Origin of the sequence: Wolbachia endosymbiont (group A) of Portevinia maculata, from assembly GCF_964028525.1 — a bacterium.
GTDB lineage: Bacteria > Pseudomonadota > Alphaproteobacteria > Rickettsiales > Anaplasmataceae > Wolbachia.
This window is the reverse complement of record NZ_OZ034786.1, coordinates 39,027-54,735: the sequence shown is the minus strand read 5'-3', so window position 1 is coordinate 54,735 and position 15,709 is coordinate 39,027. Positions and strand designations below refer to the sequence as shown.

The window sequence follows — 15,709 nt, the reverse complement described above, 5'->3', positions numbered from 1 at the left end:
GGCGGTATAGTAATTCGTCATCCCGCTACTTGTTAGCGGGATCTATCCGCGGCGGTATGACGTAGGACCGCTGTCATTCCAGTCTGGAATCTAGTTCTTATTGTACATTTACTTAGTGTAGAGTTAAGTTTCCTGGATCCAAGTAGTCTGGGCACTGGGACGACACCCTTTTGGATGGAAACCTCAGCTACTTTCATGACACCATTCTTTCTTCTGGATCCCAGTGTCAAGCACTGGGATGACATCATAGGGGTACTAGCCTGACAACCGTCATCCCGCTGCTTGTTAGCGGGATCTAGAGATACCGCAGCGGTATGACGTAGGACTGCTGTGATACCATTATAGAGTGAACCAGTGTCAGCTACTCGGATGACAGAGAAGTCCAATCACAGAATAAACTAGTGAATTTTTTGAAAAGTATATAAAATTCAAGTGATTATTTTAAGTAAATAGCATGGCACTTAGACTCATTCCAGATAACCTCAATATCAAGTTTAGTAAATATAGGGATTTGACTGCACTCGTTAGCATTATTTTTATCATCTTTTCAATGCTCACTGTTGTGCTGCGTGGAGTGAACTTAGGCATAGACTTTGCAGGCGGAATTTTGATAGAGATAAAATCTTCAGATGAGAATCACTCTATTCTCGATGCATTAAAAGAAAATGGTTTTACAGTGCAGAGTTCAAAAGCGGGTGATAATTTAGTCATGCGTTTTAAAGATGAAGGAGATGAAGATAAAATCAAAAAGATAAAAAGCATACTAGAAGAAAAGCTAGGTAGCTCAATAAGCTATCGTAAAATAGACTATGTTGGCCCACAAATAAGCTCAACACAAATATTTGAAGGAATGTTATCCATGTTGATCGCAATTGTTGGAATATTTTTTTACGTTTGGTTTAGATTTAATTGGCAATGTGGATTCAGTGGAATAACAGCACTGATTCATGACGTGATTTTAACTGTTGGTTTTATTAGCCTAACTGGCATTGAGTTTAATATTTCATCAGTTGCAGCTCTCCTCACTGTCATTGGTTATTCAATCAATAACTCAGTAATTATATACGATCGGATTCGAGAGTATTGCAAGAGTGGTAAAAGTGGGCGGATGAGTGAGATAGTAGATGCAAGTATCAACGCTACATTATTTCGCACTATATTAACCTCGGGTACAACCCTTCTTGCTGCTCTTCCTTTGACATTAATCTGCACAGATGCAGTGAGAGACTTCAGCTTGATCATTTTTTTTGGTATTTTGATTGGCACTTGTTCTGCAATATTTATTTCTGCTCCTATATTAACCTACAGAGCTTTGATAAGTAGATTGTAGAAGTGTTTAGTCGCGGTATAATATCAACTTATTATCTCTTATAGTGAAATGAAAATACCTTAAAAAGCTCATTCCAAGTAGTGAATGAGACATAGAATGAGTGTTAACGCTCGCCTGTACATCATTAACTAAAAAATTCCCTATTTTAACCTGAGGGATGTGAACAACACCAGCTTTTATTTGACCTTTAGCAGTTTCATATATTTTAAAATCCTGAACGTTTTGTAAGTTAATACCAACATGTAATGCGTCTTTTTGTGATAGAACAATATCGGTTGCTCCGGTATCAAGCAAAAACGTTATATTGCGATCATTGACCTGAGCCTGAATATAAAAGTGTCCATCGTATGATTTCGTAAATTCGATACTTCCACTATTCTGACCACTATTCTGAATTCTCCCTTTATATGGTAAAAAAGTACTGAGAAATCTGTCGCTTAGTTTGTCCCTTTGTGAATCAATAAGCATTGAAGTGGCAGCTATTATTAGTAACCAAATAACTAGATTTTTCACCGCGTTCATATTGTTAAAATTTGAAGCTATTAAAATAAATTTTAAAGATTAGCGTTAAAAGTTATTATTAAAAATAAGTAAATTTCATTGTTTTAGTACAATATTTAATATACACTTTAAGAAGATATGTTTGATTTAATTTCATGTCAGAAGCAAAAAGTTTAATTTTAGCAGCTATCCTTTCCATGTTGATCATGGTATCTTGGCGCATTATTTATGATAATTTTTTTAGTGCAAACCACAACCAGCCATTGATTGAAAATATTGAACATATCGAATCTTTTAACGACCTTGCTCCTATAATACACCAAAATCGTTCTGAAATTATTAATTCCACTCGAGAACAGAGGGTTAGTTTAACCAATAACATGATTAAAGGATCAATTTCTTTGAAAGGTGCAAGGTTTGATGACTTAATCTTAACTAACTACCACTTAGAACCGAGTTCTTCTTCTCCACAAGTGGTGTTACTGTCACCTGCAGAATCAAAAGATGTATATTTCGCAGAATTTGGGTGGCTCGATCCGAATGAAAAGATTAAAGTTCCAGATTCTAAGGCAGTCTGGCAAGCAGATAAACTCAATCAAAAAGAGGTCAATTTATTTTGGGATAATGAAAATGGCATTTTATTTAGAATGAAAATTAGCCTTGACGATAACTACATGTTTAAAGTTGAGCAAATTATTGAAAACAATACAAAAGATAATGTAGTTTTGGTTCCTTATGGTAGAATTAACCGTAAACGTGACAATATCAACGAATCTTATTGGATATCCCATGAAGGAGTACTGGGTGCATTTGATAATAAACTAGAGGAGTGGACATATAAGGATATTTCCAAAAAACATTTAATAAAAGCAAGCACGAGTGAAAAAAATTGGTTTGGTTTTGCTGATAAATACTGGCTTACAGCCATCATACCTGAGAAATCCGATAAAATAAATGTAAGCATTAAGCATACTAACGCTAATGATATTGATAAATTTCAAGTAGATTTTGTCAAACCTTATAAGAGCATACTTCCTGGCGCAAGTGTTTCTAATGTGAATTATTTTTTTGCTGGAGCAAAAAAGTTGAATTTACTGGATTCTTATAAGGATACTCTCAATATACCTTTGTTTGATAAAGCTGTAGATTTTGGTGTTCTTTATTTTATAACCAAGCCAGTGTTTTTACTGCTTGAATATTTTAACTTCGTTTTAAAAAATTTTGGCTTAGCAATATTATTGCTGACTTTAGTAATCAAACTTTTGATGCTTCCCTTATCTAATAGATCATATATTTCGATGTTCAAGGTGAAAAGCCTGCAGCCTGAATTAACTCGTATAAAAGAGTTGTATAAAAATGACAGCTTAAAGCAGCACAAAGAGACAATTGCGTTGTTCAAGAGAAACAATGTAAACCCAATGTCGAGCATTTTTCCCATGCTAATACAAATACCGGTATTTTTTGCTCTATATAAAGTATTATTTGTTACTATAGAGATGAGACATGCTCCTTTTTTTTTATGGATTAAGGATCTTTCAGCTCCTGACCCAACGAACATCTTTACATTATTTGGGTTGTTTAATTATAACTTTCCTATTTCTATAGGCATTTTACCTATAATTTTCGGTGCCACCATGATAATTCAGCAGAAGCTAAGTGAGAAAGATCAAACCAATAAAGATGATATTCAAGTAAATGTTATGAAGTTTTTACCTTACATTTCTGTCTTTATTTTTTCTTCTTTTCCTGCCGGCCTGGTAATATATTGGATATTTAGTAATATTATAACTTTAATTCAACAATCATTAATAAAGTTGTTTTTAACGAAAAAAGTGGTAGTAAATGTCGAAAATACTAATAGTTAATTCAATTTATTATGCTGAAATAGCAAACCTTTTGCTTGAAGGTGCAGTCGATAGATTAAAAGAAAGTCATGCAAGCTATGACATAATTGAAGTTCCTGGTGCATTTGAGATACCAGCTACAATTCTCTTTGCAGTAAAAAGCAAGAATGCTAATTATGACGGTTATTTAGCTCTTGGGTGCGTGATTCGCGGTGAAACTGATCATTATCAATACGTTTGTAAAGGGGTAATCGAAGGTTTAAATGAGGTTGTTATGCATTATGCAATACCCTTTGGTATGGGCGTAATTACCGCTGACAGCAAAGATAAAGCACTAGTTAGAGCTGACAAAAACAAAAAGAACGTTGGTGGCCATGCAGCCTCAACTGTTTTGCATATGATAGATTTACACAATAAATTAAAATAATGGAGGAAAAACCAGTAGATAAAAAGTGGCGCATAAAAAGAAGTACGGCAAGATTTCTTGCTGTACAAATTGCTTATTCAAATATTTTCGTAGGTTACAACAAAAGCACTTTTAAACTGGAAAATTGTGAGCTTAAGAACTACATAAGTAAGTTGAAAGATATATTTGAATGTGAAGAATTTGAACATCAGTTCTTAGAAAACTTGTTATATAAGGTTATAAAAAGCAGTGAAGAATATGATAAAATAATAGAGTCTTATTTACATCCAAGCTGGTCCCTCTCACGTTTAAATCTTATAAGCTTATCTATCTTGCGTGTTGCAATATGTGAGTTAGCTAATTGTGATACGCCAGTTCCAGTTGTCATTAATGAATATACTAACATTGCATCTGATTTACTTGATAAACCAAGCGAAATTGGTTTTATTAATGGGTTATTGGATAAGGCAAAAGATGCAGTTAAATTAAATAAAAATCCTTAGCAGCTTCTCACAACTATATAAAAGTTAAGGCAATTTCCATAATAAATTTAAGTAACTGACACTAAAAAATAAAGAGGCAGACTTAATCTACCTCTTTTATACTTAGCTGTCTAGCTTTTTGCTTTTTCTTCAGAAGCAACTTGTTCAACAATAAGTGAGCCTAAATAAGTGTTAACCTCTTTAGCATCATCTTTGTCTAAACCTAATGTTTTATTCCACTCTGTTTTATTTACTGCCTCGAACTCACCTTCTTTGTTTTTCACTTCTAGTGAACTTATACTTAATAATAAAGTATTGCCTGCTGAACTGAAAGACCCAACAATAATACGGTAGTTCTTGCCTTCTAAGCTGAAGTCTATATAACATTTACCTTTCATCTTATCTTTTTCATCTTTAACTTGGTTATTCTTTTTTATTTCCTCATACACCTCTTTTGTTACTAGCAATGCTGCTTGTTTATCATCAACAACAATCTTCGGAGCTTTCAACTCAGATATTTCGTTATTTTTGCTGATGGCATATACTGCTAAACAAATCAGTGCAACAGCAACAAATGCTAAAACACCCATTCCAAGTGGTGTAGCTGCAAAAGCTGCAAGTGGAGCTAGCATGGAAGTTGAAGACACCCAATATGGTGCTGAAAGTGCTACTGCTGCGCCTATGACATACAAAGAAGTAAGTGCAACAAGTGCAGTGTTTGTTTTGTGGAACTGACCTCGATGATTTTTGAAAGTTAGCATAAACGACCTCATTTAATAAAATATTAATATGCTTAAATTGTATATAAAAGAACTGTCATAGTCAAGCTTTTTCGCAAATTACCTGCCACTTGAGCCAAAGCCCCCTGCATTGCGACCGGTTTCTTCTGTGCAGAATTCTTCTCTGTCATCCCAAATTACCTGAGATACAGGAGAAATAAGGATTTGTGCAATTCTATCTCCTCTTTTTATCTCATACGACTGATTACTTAGATTAATTAGGCAAATCTTCACCTCACCTCGATAATCAGAGTCTATAGTGCCCGGAGAATTTAAGACAGTGATTCCATGTTTTGCAGCAAGACCAGAACGTGGGCGGATTTGCCCCTCAAAACCGTTTGGTATTGCAATCACAATTCCAGTTGGAACAAGTAATCTCTCAAGTGGATTTAAAACAGCAGAGTCATTCAATGCAGCATAAAGATCCATACCAGCACTCTGCGTAGTTGCATAACATGGAAGAGACAAGTCTTCTCCGTGTGATAATCTCTTTATTTCTACTTTAATTTTACTTCTTTGCACTCCAATTTACCAACTATGAAGATTCAATTATAGCATGTAAATTGTATCTGCAAAAGTAATAAATGTTACATCGTAAATGATGTCATTCTAGTGCGTGACGCTAGGCCATAAAATAAGTTTTTCGTTTCTATATGCGCTACCTTAAGACTTTAATTATACAACGTCTTAACGCACTTAACCCCATCGACATATAAATTTGCATGACTTTTTTGAGTATTAAGCAATGCAAGTCCAATGTTGTCTACACTAGAGCGCAGTTCCCCTATTTCCTCATTATTTTCATTTGTCACTTTAGTGCCAATATCTGGAAGTGCGTTATCCCCCTCAACAAGATAAAGTTTTCTTCTGAATATTTCTTGTCTGCTCATTCGATTTACGACTTCCTGACCTACGTAACACCCCTTATTAAAGCTTATACCGTTTGCCTTATCGATTAAATATTGCAATGGGAACGATGAATTTTGTACCATATCTTTTGCTCCATCTGGGACAAGGTTTTTAATTCTAACTTTTTCATACTGAATAAAATCTCCAACCGGTTCTTTTATTTCATCTTTATGTATGATCCTCATTCCTAGCAGCTTGTGCCTTGGATCTTGAAAAATAACTTGTGACTTACTACTACACTCCGCCAACTTAGTATCAAACAAAACTCCAACCTTATATAGTGCACTAATGTCTTTAATTTTCACTCTCAAATAAGTTTTAAGTAAATCTAGTTTCTCGATTATTTGCTGTAAGTGCACATTTTCGCACTCTAAGAAAATATATCTACCATATTCAATAAGAAAAAAATCATATAGGTATTTTCCCTGAGGGCTAAGCAATAAAGAGTAAATAGCTTTTTGGCTATCTAGCTTATTAATATCATTGGTTATAATGCCCTGCAGAAAATCTCTAGTGTCAGGCCCATATAGCACTATCACACCACGACTTAAGAATGGTATATAACTCATGAAATCTCTATAAATAAACCTAAATTTTATTATATAACATTAGGCTCTTTTAGAAACTGCTTTTGGCGTGCATATTTTATATGGTGTGCATATTTTACAAGCTCCAGCCCTTGAAATCTAACTTACGAGTATATATATAAAGTTATAGGTTAATTTGTTGAGAGGAAAAGCAAATGTCAAGTATAAGTTTAAATGTATTGGATGATAGCGTGCTGATCAAGCCTATTAGCGAGGAAAAGCAGGGTGGAATTATGCTTCCATCAAGTGCTGAAAAGAAACCTACTAAAGGTGAAATTGTAGCAACTGGTGAAGGTTCACGCAACTCAAATGGCGAACGCATAGCTTTAACTGTAAAGGCTGGTGATAAAGTGTTCTATCGTCAATGGGCTGGTACAGAAATAGAACATAATGATGAAAAGCTTATCGTGATGAAAGAGTCCGATATACTTGCTGTCATTAAATAGCAGTCTTTATTTTACTAAATTGAAACAAAGCGCAACATGGCGCATTGTAAATGGTTTTATTATAGTTTTCTAAATTTTTTATTAACAAGAGGTGATAAAAATGACTAATGTAGTAGTATCAGGTGAGCAGTTACAAGAAGCCTTTCGTGAAGTCGCAGCAATAGTGGATTCAACGGTAGCAATAACTGCGGGACCTAGAGGAAAAACAGTAGGGATTAATAAGCCCTATGGAGCACCAGAAATTACAAAAGATGGTTATAAGGTGATGAAGGGTATCAAGCCTGAAAAACCACTAAATGCTGCAATAGCAAGCATCTTTGCCCAAAGTTGTTCTCAATGTAACGACAAAGTTGGTGATGGTACAACAACGTGCTCAATATTAACTAGCAGCATGATCATGGAAGCTTCAAAATCAATTGCTGCTGGAAACGATCGTGTTGGTATTAAAAACGGAATACAGAAGGCAAAAGATGTAATATTAAAGGAAATTGCATCAATGTCTCGTACAATTTCTCTAGAGAAAATGGATGAAGTAGCGCAAGTTGCGATAATCTCTGCAAATGGTGATAAGGATATAGGTAACAGTATCGCTGATTCCGTGAAAAAAGTTGGAAAAGAGGGTGTAATAACTGTTGAAGAGAGTAAAGGTTCAAAAGAGTTAGAAGTTGAGCTGACTACTGGCATGCAATTTGATCGCGGTTATCTTTCTCCGTATTTTATTACAAATAATGAAAAAATGATCGTGGAGCTTGATAATCCTTATCTATTAATTACAGAGAAAAAATTAAATATTATTCAACCTTTACTTCCTATTCTTGAAGCTGTTGTTAAATCTGGTAAACCTTTAGTTATTATTGCAGAGGATATCGAAGGTGAAGCATTAAGCACTTTAGTTATCAATAAATTGCGTGGTGGTTTAAAAGTTGCTGCAGTAAAAGCTCCAGGTTTTGGTGACAGAAGAAAGGAAATGCTCGAAGATATAGCAACTTTGACTGGTGCTAAGTACGTCATAAAAGATGAACTTGGAATCAAGATGGAAGATCTGACACTTGATGATCTTGGTACTGCTAAAAATGTTAAAATTACTAAAGATAATACCACAGTTGTCAGCGAAAATAGCGATTCTGACAGTGTGAAAGCTAGAATCGAGCAGATCAAATCTCAAATTGAAACTTCAACTTCTGATTATGATAAAGAAAAGCTAAGAGAACGTTTAGCGAAATTATCAGGTGGTGTTGCTGTGCTAAAAGTTGGTGGAGCAACTGAAGTGGAAGTTAAAGAACGTAGAGATAGAGTTGAAGATGCGCTGCATGCAACAAGAGCTGCAATTGAAGAAGGCATAGTTCCAGGTGGTGGAGTTGCACTTCTTTATGCTTCATCTGTTCTCGACAAATTAAAAGGTGCAAGTGACGAAGAGCAAATAGGCATAAACATTATTAAGAAAGTTCTCAGTGCTCCAATTAGAAGGTTAGTTAAAAATGCTGGTCTTGAATCTGCTGTTATCATTGACTATTTGATTAAGCAGAATGATAAAGAGCTTATATACAACGTTGAGGCTATGAATTACGCTAATGCATTTACAGCTGGTGTGATTGATCCAGCAAAAGTGGTGCGTATTGCTTTTGAAACAGCGATATCTGTTGCGAGTGTGCTGATTACTACTGAATCTATGATAGTTGATGTACCAAGCAAAGAAAATGCTTCATCTCCTATGGGCGCAGGAGAAATGGGTGGCATGGGTGGATTCTAAGTAGAGTGAAACCGTGGAGCAATTGCTCCACGGTAGTTCCAAAAAATCTCAAATTTTACTATTCGTTAAAGGTAATACGTTTGGTGCAGAAAGGCACTACTGTTTGCATCCGTTTCACCCCTTTATATTGTGGTTGTCTAATAACAAAAAGGCAGCATAAGAAAACTATAATCCCTAGTATATTTATACTATAGCTGACCCAAGCAACACGTCATACCGCGATTCATTCACGGTATCTCTTGGCATAGATCCCGCTAACACGTAGCGGGATGACGAGCTTATTGTCATGCTGCCGCGAACCGTCATACCGCGATTCATTCGTGGTATCTCATCCGCTAACACGTAGCAGGACGACAGCAATCCTACGTCATACCGTGATTCATTCGCGGTATCTCGGCATAGATTCCGCTAACAAGTAGCGGAATGACGAATTTTTGTTTTTCAAATTGTCGGTAAATCTAAGTCAGTTTAGCTATATGTGTTTTCCACAATGACTTATTCTTTTCACCCATTTATATTACAGTTGTATATATTAGAATAATGCTATATTAATAAATAATCTATATAATGCTATTAAATATAACACTTAAAATCTAAATCACTTTCTCTATAAAAGGAGAAATTTGCCTTAATGAAAATACATATATATTTAATATTGTTTTTATTTTTTTCTTGCACCCAACTATATGCTGACGAGGAAATTGCAAAATTTGATTTACTTATTGGCGAGATAAATGAAGCAAACCTCACTCTTAAAGGTGCAATAAAGGTTACAGTAGAACCAGGCTGGCACATATATTATAAAGATCCTGGAGATTTCGGTCTTCCCACTTCTTTTGATTGTAAGGGTAACACATTAAACATAGATATTTACTGGCCTACTCCAAAGGAACATAGAGATAAAGTAGGAAGAGAGATATTTATCAGTAACGTATATAAGGATATGGTATTATTTCCCTTTAAGATGAATGTGTTTTCAAATCAAGGGTATATTGACCTTAACTTCCATATAAATTATGCGATATGTAAAGATAGGTGCATCCCTAAAAATGTTGAGATAAAAACCAGGCAACCACTAAAGGATTTTATAGATTCTGATATCAATAAACTTATAAATGAGTGGTATGAAAAATAGGGTTCTCATGGGGTAGGTGTCATTCCAGTGCGTGACACTGGAATCTCATTTACTTTTTTGTTCACTATGTGAGGAACTTGGGCCTACAAGTATATAAACATAATGGTTTCGCATAAAAAATTTAGATCCCAGTGTCACGCACTGGGATGACAAGAAAAGGTTTCTAGAATGACGGAAACGAAGTCATACATAGAAAATAGGTTAGGTATTCTCAATTTTTGTTGTATACTTAAATAAAAATCTCACTTTTACAGATGGATACAGTAAAGTTTGTTTTATTACTGCCAACAATATTACTCATGCTAGTTGCTGGTGTTTACCTATCGGTTAAACTAAAATGGCTACAGATATTTAGATTGCCGTACGCCCTTTCACTCATTGGAGTTAAAAGAGGGGAAAATAAATTTTCTTCTATAGCCGCCCTGTTTACAATCTTAGGGGGAAATTTAGGAGTAGGAAACATTTCAGGAACTGCTGTTGCTCTAAAAACCGGAGGACCGGGCTCTATTTTATGGATGGCAATAATTATTGTTATCACTTCTGTGATAAAATATGTCACTTGTTATCTAAGTATAAAAACCAGAAAGGAAAAGAACGGACGGTTTATAGGTGGCCCTGTAGCCTATATGGCTGATGCATTTAATTCTAGAAAAGCTACAATTGTGTTTCTGGTTGTTATGATGATGGTTTCAATAACAGCTGGTAACCTTGTTCAGGTAAATTCTCTATCAATACCACTTAACATGATAGATGTGCCTGTAGTCATTGGTGGCATTGTAATGGCCATAATATTTTTTGTTGTTGCAGTTCTCAGCTTAAAAAAAATTAAAATTTTTATATCGGCTATGATACCGATAATGACGGTAAGTTACCTCACACTTTGCGGTATCATATTATTTAAGTTTAGTGAAAATATCCCTCCTTCTCTAAAATTAATAACAAGCAATTTTTTGACAGCTAGTAGCTTTAACTCTGGTTTATCTCTAGGTTTGATTTTAGAAATGTTGACTATTATTCAAGTCGGAACTTTGCGAGGTATTTTTGCAACAGATATAGGGCTTGGCCTCGAAGGAATCGTACATTCTTCAATTGTTCCTAAGAAAAATAATAATAAATTTATTATTGAGCAGAGTCTAATTACAATAATATCGCCTTTTATAGTTGCATTTATAGTGTTTATTACAACAATGGTACTGCTTGTCACAGATTCTTGGGTCACTGATTTAGAGAGTACTAACATGTGCATATTTGCTTTTAGAAAAGCTATGAATTGGCCCTATATTGACTATTTAATTATGGCCATAATGTTTTGTTTTGCCTTTACTACTATTTTTACTTGGTTTTTTTGCTCAAAACAGACAATACGCTATGTGTCTATGGATAATAAATACACTAAAATCTGGATTGTAATTTTTACCATGATCATTCCGCTTGGTGCAATAGGTAAAGTCCGATTGCTATGGGATGTCGCTGATATCTCGATTGCTGCTTTGTTATTTATCAACATACTCGCTATACTCAAGCTAACTTCTCAAGATCCAGAAGTGTTTACTGTGAGCAACAGATATTTAAAATTAGGCGCCAACTAAAAGTTGCCATCTGAGTAACAACACAACCTTCCTTAATAAAAATTCAACCAATGCTCGTGATAATTATATTAGCTAGTATTAGCTAGAACTAAAGGCAGAGGGTTATTAGTGAGGGGTATATGAATACTAACAATATACAACAAAAACACATTTATAATGAGCGCGTTCAAGAATTTTTTCCTTTATTTGATGAAATAAAAAAGGAAGACGACCTAATTTATAATGTTAGAGTTGATTTTAACACAGTAAAGTTTTTAACAGAACACGCCGACTGGAATTGGGACGAAGATGAAAACAAAAATAAAGCATGTGGAGTTATTCTTCAGGAATGCAACAAGACAGCTAGACAAGAGCTTGAAGATAAAGCTAAAGAAGAGTTGAATAAATATATTACTAGTGCTAATAATATTAATGATGATGTTGAAGATAAAAAAGTTTCAATATACGGTAATCATGCCAGTATTACACTGGAGGATAACAAGAAAGAGTTCAAAATCAGCGAATTTTTAAACAGTGATTTTTGTCAGAAGAATGGAATCTCGGGATTTTCAACGTTGCATAGTGATGGAAAGAGCGGAATGCATGGTTTTGTTGCCGAGGAAGGAGGGAAAAAAATAAGACATTATGTCGTAACCGATGATTCATATGAGATGACTCTGAAATGGTATGCGAAAGGGGAAGAATGCAAGATCAAAATTAAGATTGATGCTAACGGTGTAGACCTTGTTAAAGGTGATGATTTTTCTCTAGAACGGTTAGAAGCGAATCAAGATGTAAAAATAGGTGGTTTATTCTTGCATGAAATAAAATTCAGGGAAAAAGGAAAAGTGAATGAGGTGCAACATGACGGAAAAGACAATCAAGCCCTTAACAAATCATCTGAAATCGCAATAAAAAGTAACAGTAGAGATATTGAGCAAGAGGTCAAAAAACCTGTTCAAAAACACCAAGCTACTCATATGAATCGAGAAATTGGGTCTCAGACCCCTTCGCTGCCACCACTTAGAACTACACCTGAAAAAGATGTTTTCAATGAGCAAGGGAGTGGAAGCCAAAAACCAGATAGAAGTGAGCAAACACCTAATAATCAGCAAAAAGGTGCAACTTCTGATCCTTCGGACAGTTCTACTTTCACCAAGTCTGTAAGCCACAATCAAGATAATAGGCAAAAAGATGAACGGTATGACAATCCTACATTTGGACATGCTGTACCTGGAAGCCAAAAACCAGATAGAAGTGAGCAAACACCTAATAATCAGCAACAACCTAAAACCCAGCAACAAGAAGGAAATAGCAAAGGCGATCTATTACAAGACATCAGAAATTTCAAGAGAAACAGCTTACGGCGCACTGGTGTTGTTGATGGTAGCGGAGCATCAATGGAAGGAGGCAGGAAAAATGAATCAACGTCTTCTATATTAGAAACATTAAAGGACAAAGTTCCTTACTTGCCTTATTCAAATATACATGAACATGACAGTGATAACCGTGGTGCCAGTGATGCTGAGTGGGAAGAAAGTAAACAGCCACTTTCTGTTCCAAAACCCAATAGCAAAAGTGACTCGGGCTATTCACCTCAAATTCATGCTCAACCTCAAGTAGATCCTGAGCAGCCAAAGAGGAGCTTAGAGAACATTGAACAAAGTGACCAAACTCCACCTGAAAATCTTCTTAAAGAAATCAGAGATAGATCACAGCAAGATAATAGAGGATTAAGGCAAGTTGATCCTACTGATAAACTGTCACAAGATAAAGAAGATGGGTTGCTAAAAGACAGTTCAACAGATGTAAAAACAAACGATTCGGGCTATTCATCTCCAACTCATGCCAATCATGGACAATCTCAAGTAAATCCTGGACAGTTAAAAGCGAGCCTAATGAATGTTGAACAAAGAGATGACACTCTACTTACGGAATTTACCAGTAAGTTGGATAAAGAAACTCAGAAGTTCCCACTAAAACCGGTGGATCAAAAAGGAATTAGTGAACAAACCAAAGAACATTTATTAGCAGCAGGATTGCTAAAAGACAGTTCAACAGATGTAAAAACAAACGATTCGGGCTATTCATCTCCAACTCATGCCAATCATGGACAATCTCAAGTAAATCCTGGACAGTTAAAAGCGAGCCTAATGAATGTTGAACAAAGAGATGACACTCTACTTACGGAATTTACCAGTAAGTTGGATAAAGAAACTCAGAAGTTCCCACTAAAACCGGTGGATCAAAAAGGAATTAGTGAACAAACCAAAGAACATTTATTAGCAGCAGGATTGCTAAAAGACAGTTCAACAGATGTAAAAACAAACGATTCGGGCTATTCACCTCAAATTCATGCTCAACCTCAAGTAGATCCTGAGCAGCCAAAGAGGAGCTTAGAGAACATTGAACAAAGTGACCAAACTCCACCTGAAAATCTTCTTAAAGAAATCAGAGATAGATCACAGCAAGATAATAGAGGATTAAGGCAAGTTGATCCTACTGATAAACTGTCACAAGATAAAGAAGATGGGTTGCTAAAAGACAGTTCAACAGATGCAAAAACAAACGATTCGGGCTATTCATCTCCAACTCATGCCAATCATGGACAATCTCAAGTAAATCCTGGACAGTTAAAAGCGAGCCTAATGAATGTTGAACAAAGAGATGACACTCTACTTACGGAATTTATCAGTAAGTTGGATAAAGAAACTCAGAAGTTCCCACTAAAACCGGTGGATCAAAAAGGAATTAGTGAACAAACCAAAGAACATTTATTAGCAGCAGGATTGTTAAAAGACAGTTCAACAGACATAAAAACAGTGGCAGAACAAGAAAACAATGACACTAATTCAATTGTAGATAAAAATAGTAATCTATATAAATTACTAGAGAAAGATGAAGCACAACTGAAAATTGGAGTAATAGAAGAAGAAAGAAAAGATACTTTAACGGAACACACTGATAGTTATGATCGCAATAGAATTGCATTAGGTAACAGAAATAAAAGGCCACTGGATTGGACTAAACGTATTGCTGAGTCACAACAAGAAAAAGATACCAATAAAGGTATTTCAATATAAATTGAGGTTAGGGAATGTTCAAAAAAGCATACGCGTCAAGTTAAGGCCCAATATAGCACCATTCTGATACAATGTTGAACATTTCTTTTTGCATTTTGAATTCTATGGTATTTTGTTTAACATTGAAGCAAGAGTCCAGGCACTGCCTTTGTGTTTGAGGCAAAACCGGCTATAACACTTAACACACTGCCTTTGCAAACAAATGTTCGTACAGCTATATGCTGCACACTAGAATAACAGAAAGCAGAAACCTTACTTAATTGGTTTAAAGTGATTAGCACCCCTTCCCTTTTGAAGAAAAACACTCAACTATAGGAGAAATAATATATTCATTCACTTTTTTAGCAGCAAATGATGTAGCTATGATTGCAAATATCCCTGCAATTGGCGCTATGGCTCCTATTGCCGCACCTGTTAAAGCTGCAGAGCCCATTCCAAGCATTGCACCAGGAAAAATAGCAGTTGCGGCTGCAGCAAGGCCAACTCCAATTGCAGCGCTTGCAACGCATAAAACGGCCATATTGAAAAGATCTTTCTTGGAGCATTCTCCTTCGCATATATCACATGCAGTCAATAATATTACAGGAACGTCAGCAATAATTCCACCTATAACCAAAGGTGACAAAGCTGTGAAACTCAATCCCAAACCTGTAAGTGCACCTATTACTGATGCTACACCTAAAAGTATTAAATCTCCTTTATCCATACAACCTCCCTAATTAATTGATATATTACCATTTGTTCATATTTCTGTAAAGCAGAAAATTTTAGTGGGGCGAGCGACCAGGATCGAACTGGCGACATTCAGTACCACAAACTGACGCTCTACCAACTGAGCTACGCCCGCCAAGATATAAAATATCTAACATACGAGCGCAAATAGTCAATT

Annotated in this window: 14 protein-coding genes and 1 tRNA gene; 9 read left to right on the top strand and 6 right to left on the bottom strand. The window is 35.5% G+C overall.

Annotated features, from left to right (window positions below; genetic code table 11):
- Positions 1-454: 454 nt before the first annotated feature.
- A complete protein-coding gene (secF, locus tag ABWU36_RS00250; RefSeq protein WP_265044950.1) occupies positions 455-1,330 on the top strand; it encodes a protein translocase subunit SecF in 876 nt (291 codons plus the stop codon).
- A 6-nt stretch (positions 1,331-1,336) separates the two neighbouring features.
- Here secF and ABWU36_RS00245 read toward each other — a convergent pair whose 3' ends face one another.
- Positions 1,337-1,852, bottom strand: a complete 516-nt coding sequence (locus ABWU36_RS00245; protein WP_182182693.1) for a TIGR02281 family clan AA aspartic protease — start codon at positions 1,850-1,852, stop codon at positions 1,337-1,339.
- 134 nt (positions 1,853-1,986) lie between these two features.
- On the opposite strand from ABWU36_RS00245, the gene yidC reads away from it, so the two are divergent.
- From yidC to nusB, 3 genes are read left to right on the top strand one after another with little or no spacing between them, the layout of a single operon-like run.
- Positions 1,987-3,696, top strand: coding sequence for a membrane protein insertase YidC (gene yidC, locus ABWU36_RS00240; RefSeq protein ID WP_264688255.1), 1,710 nt, complete (start codon positions 1,987-1,989; stop codon positions 3,694-3,696).
- Positions 3,674-4,102, top strand: coding sequence for a 6,7-dimethyl-8-ribityllumazine synthase (locus tag ABWU36_RS00235; RefSeq protein ID WP_253309653.1), 429 nt, complete (start codon positions 3,674-3,676; stop codon positions 4,100-4,102). Before yidC ends, ABWU36_RS00235 begins: the two co-directional genes overlap by 23 nt.
- Positions 4,102-4,584: a transcription antitermination factor NusB gene (nusB, locus tag ABWU36_RS00230; protein WP_264688254.1), complete on the top strand. Its 483-nt coding sequence runs from the start codon at positions 4,102-4,104 to the stop codon at positions 4,582-4,584. Before ABWU36_RS00235 ends, nusB begins: the two co-directional genes overlap by 1 nt.
- A 110-nt stretch (positions 4,585-4,694) precedes the next feature.
- Here the strand turns inward: nusB and ABWU36_RS00225 are convergent, their stop codons facing one another.
- The 3 genes from ABWU36_RS00225 to ABWU36_RS00215 all read right to left on the bottom strand — a co-directional run bounded on the left by ABWU36_RS00225 (position 4,695) and on the right by ABWU36_RS00215 (position 6,820).
- Positions 4,695-5,324 carry a hypothetical protein gene (locus ABWU36_RS00225; protein WP_264688253.1) on the bottom strand — a complete coding sequence of 210 codons (630 nt, stop codon included), beginning with the start codon at positions 5,322-5,324 and terminating at the stop codon, positions 4,695-4,697.
- A gap of 78 nt (positions 5,325-5,402) precedes the next feature.
- On the bottom strand, positions 5,403-5,864 hold the full coding sequence (gene dut / locus ABWU36_RS00220; protein WP_264688252.1) for a dUTP diphosphatase: 462 nt from the start codon (positions 5,862-5,864) through the stop codon (positions 5,403-5,405).
- Between the two features lie 149 nt (positions 5,865-6,013).
- Positions 6,014-6,820, bottom strand: a complete 807-nt coding sequence (locus ABWU36_RS00215; RefSeq protein ID WP_253309649.1) for a YgfZ/GcvT domain-containing protein — start codon at positions 6,818-6,820, stop codon at positions 6,014-6,016.
- Positions 6,821-6,993: 173 nt separating this feature from the next.
- Here ABWU36_RS00215 and ABWU36_RS00210 point away from each other — a divergent pair, with 173 nt between their 5' ends.
- The 5 genes from ABWU36_RS00210 (at position 6,994) to ABWU36_RS00190 (ending at position 14,820) form a co-directional block, all read left to right on the top strand.
- A complete protein-coding gene (locus ABWU36_RS00210) occupies positions 6,994-7,284 on the top strand; it encodes a co-chaperone GroES (RefSeq protein WP_373457551.1) in 291 nt (96 codons plus the stop codon).
- 100 nt (positions 7,285-7,384) lie between these two features.
- Positions 7,385-9,034, top strand: coding sequence for a chaperonin GroEL (groL, locus tag ABWU36_RS00205; RefSeq protein WP_264688251.1), 1,650 nt, complete (start codon positions 7,385-7,387; stop codon positions 9,032-9,034).
- 631 nt (positions 9,035-9,665) lie between these two features.
- On the top strand, positions 9,666-10,169 hold the full coding sequence (locus tag ABWU36_RS00200) for a protein-disulfide reductase DsbD domain-containing protein (RefSeq protein WP_253309646.1): 504 nt from the start codon (positions 9,666-9,668) through the stop codon (positions 10,167-10,169).
- 254 nt (positions 10,170-10,423) lie between these two features.
- A complete protein-coding gene (locus tag ABWU36_RS00195) occupies positions 10,424-11,758 on the top strand; it encodes an alanine/glycine:cation symporter family protein (RefSeq protein WP_253309645.1) in 1,335 nt (444 codons plus the stop codon).
- Positions 11,759-11,877: 119 nt separating this feature from the next.
- Positions 11,878-14,820, top strand: a complete 2,943-nt coding sequence (locus tag ABWU36_RS00190) for a hypothetical protein (RefSeq protein ID WP_353272852.1) — start codon at positions 11,878-11,880, stop codon at positions 14,818-14,820.
- 274 nt (positions 14,821-15,094) lie between these two features.
- On the opposite strand, the gene ABWU36_RS00185 is transcribed toward ABWU36_RS00190, so the two are convergent.
- Both ABWU36_RS00185 and ABWU36_RS00180 read right to left on the bottom strand, forming a co-directional pair.
- Positions 15,095-15,526 carry a hypothetical protein gene (locus ABWU36_RS00185; RefSeq protein WP_253309643.1) on the bottom strand — a complete coding sequence of 144 codons (432 nt, stop codon included), beginning with the start codon at positions 15,524-15,526 and terminating at the stop codon, positions 15,095-15,097.
- A 65-nt stretch (positions 15,527-15,591) separates the two neighbouring features.
- Positions 15,592-15,667, bottom strand: a tRNA-His gene (locus ABWU36_RS00180).
- Positions 15,668-15,709 lie beyond the last annotated feature (42 nt).

Coding starts and splice junctions, on each gene's coding strand:
- secF (WP_265044950.1), top strand. CDS start 455: ATGGCACTTAGACTCATTCCAGATAACCTCAATATCAAGTTTAGTAAA.
- ABWU36_RS00245 (WP_182182693.1), bottom strand. CDS start 1,852: ATGAACGCGGTGAAAAATCTAGTTATTTGGTTACTAATAATAGCTGCC.
- yidC (WP_264688255.1), top strand. CDS start 1,987: ATGTCAGAAGCAAAAAGTTTAATTTTAGCAGCTATCCTTTCCATGTTG.
- ABWU36_RS00235 (WP_253309653.1), top strand. CDS start 3,674: ATGTCGAAAATACTAATAGTTAATTCAATTTATTATGCTGAAATAGCA.
- nusB (WP_264688254.1), top strand. CDS start 4,102: ATGGAGGAAAAACCAGTAGATAAAAAGTGGCGCATAAAAAGAAGTACG.
- ABWU36_RS00225 (WP_264688253.1), bottom strand. CDS start 5,324: ATGCTAACTTTCAAAAATCATCGAGGTCAGTTCCACAAAACAAACACT.
- ABWU36_RS00215 (WP_253309649.1), bottom strand. CDS start 6,820: ATGAGTTATATACCATTCTTAAGTCGTGGTGTGATAGTGCTATATGGG.
- ABWU36_RS00210 (WP_373457551.1), top strand. CDS start 6,994: ATGTCAAGTATAAGTTTAAATGTATTGGATGATAGCGTGCTGATCAAG.
- groL (WP_264688251.1), top strand. CDS start 7,385: ATGACTAATGTAGTAGTATCAGGTGAGCAGTTACAAGAAGCCTTTCGT.
- ABWU36_RS00200 (WP_253309646.1), top strand. CDS start 9,666: ATGAAAATACATATATATTTAATATTGTTTTTATTTTTTTCTTGCACC.
- ABWU36_RS00195 (WP_253309645.1), top strand. CDS start 10,424: ATGGATACAGTAAAGTTTGTTTTATTACTGCCAACAATATTACTCATG.
- ABWU36_RS00190 (WP_353272852.1), top strand. CDS start 11,878: ATGAATACTAACAATATACAACAAAAACACATTTATAATGAGCGCGTT.
- ABWU36_RS00185 (WP_253309643.1), bottom strand. CDS start 15,526: ATGGATAAAGGAGATTTAATACTTTTAGGTGTAGCATCAGTAATAGGT.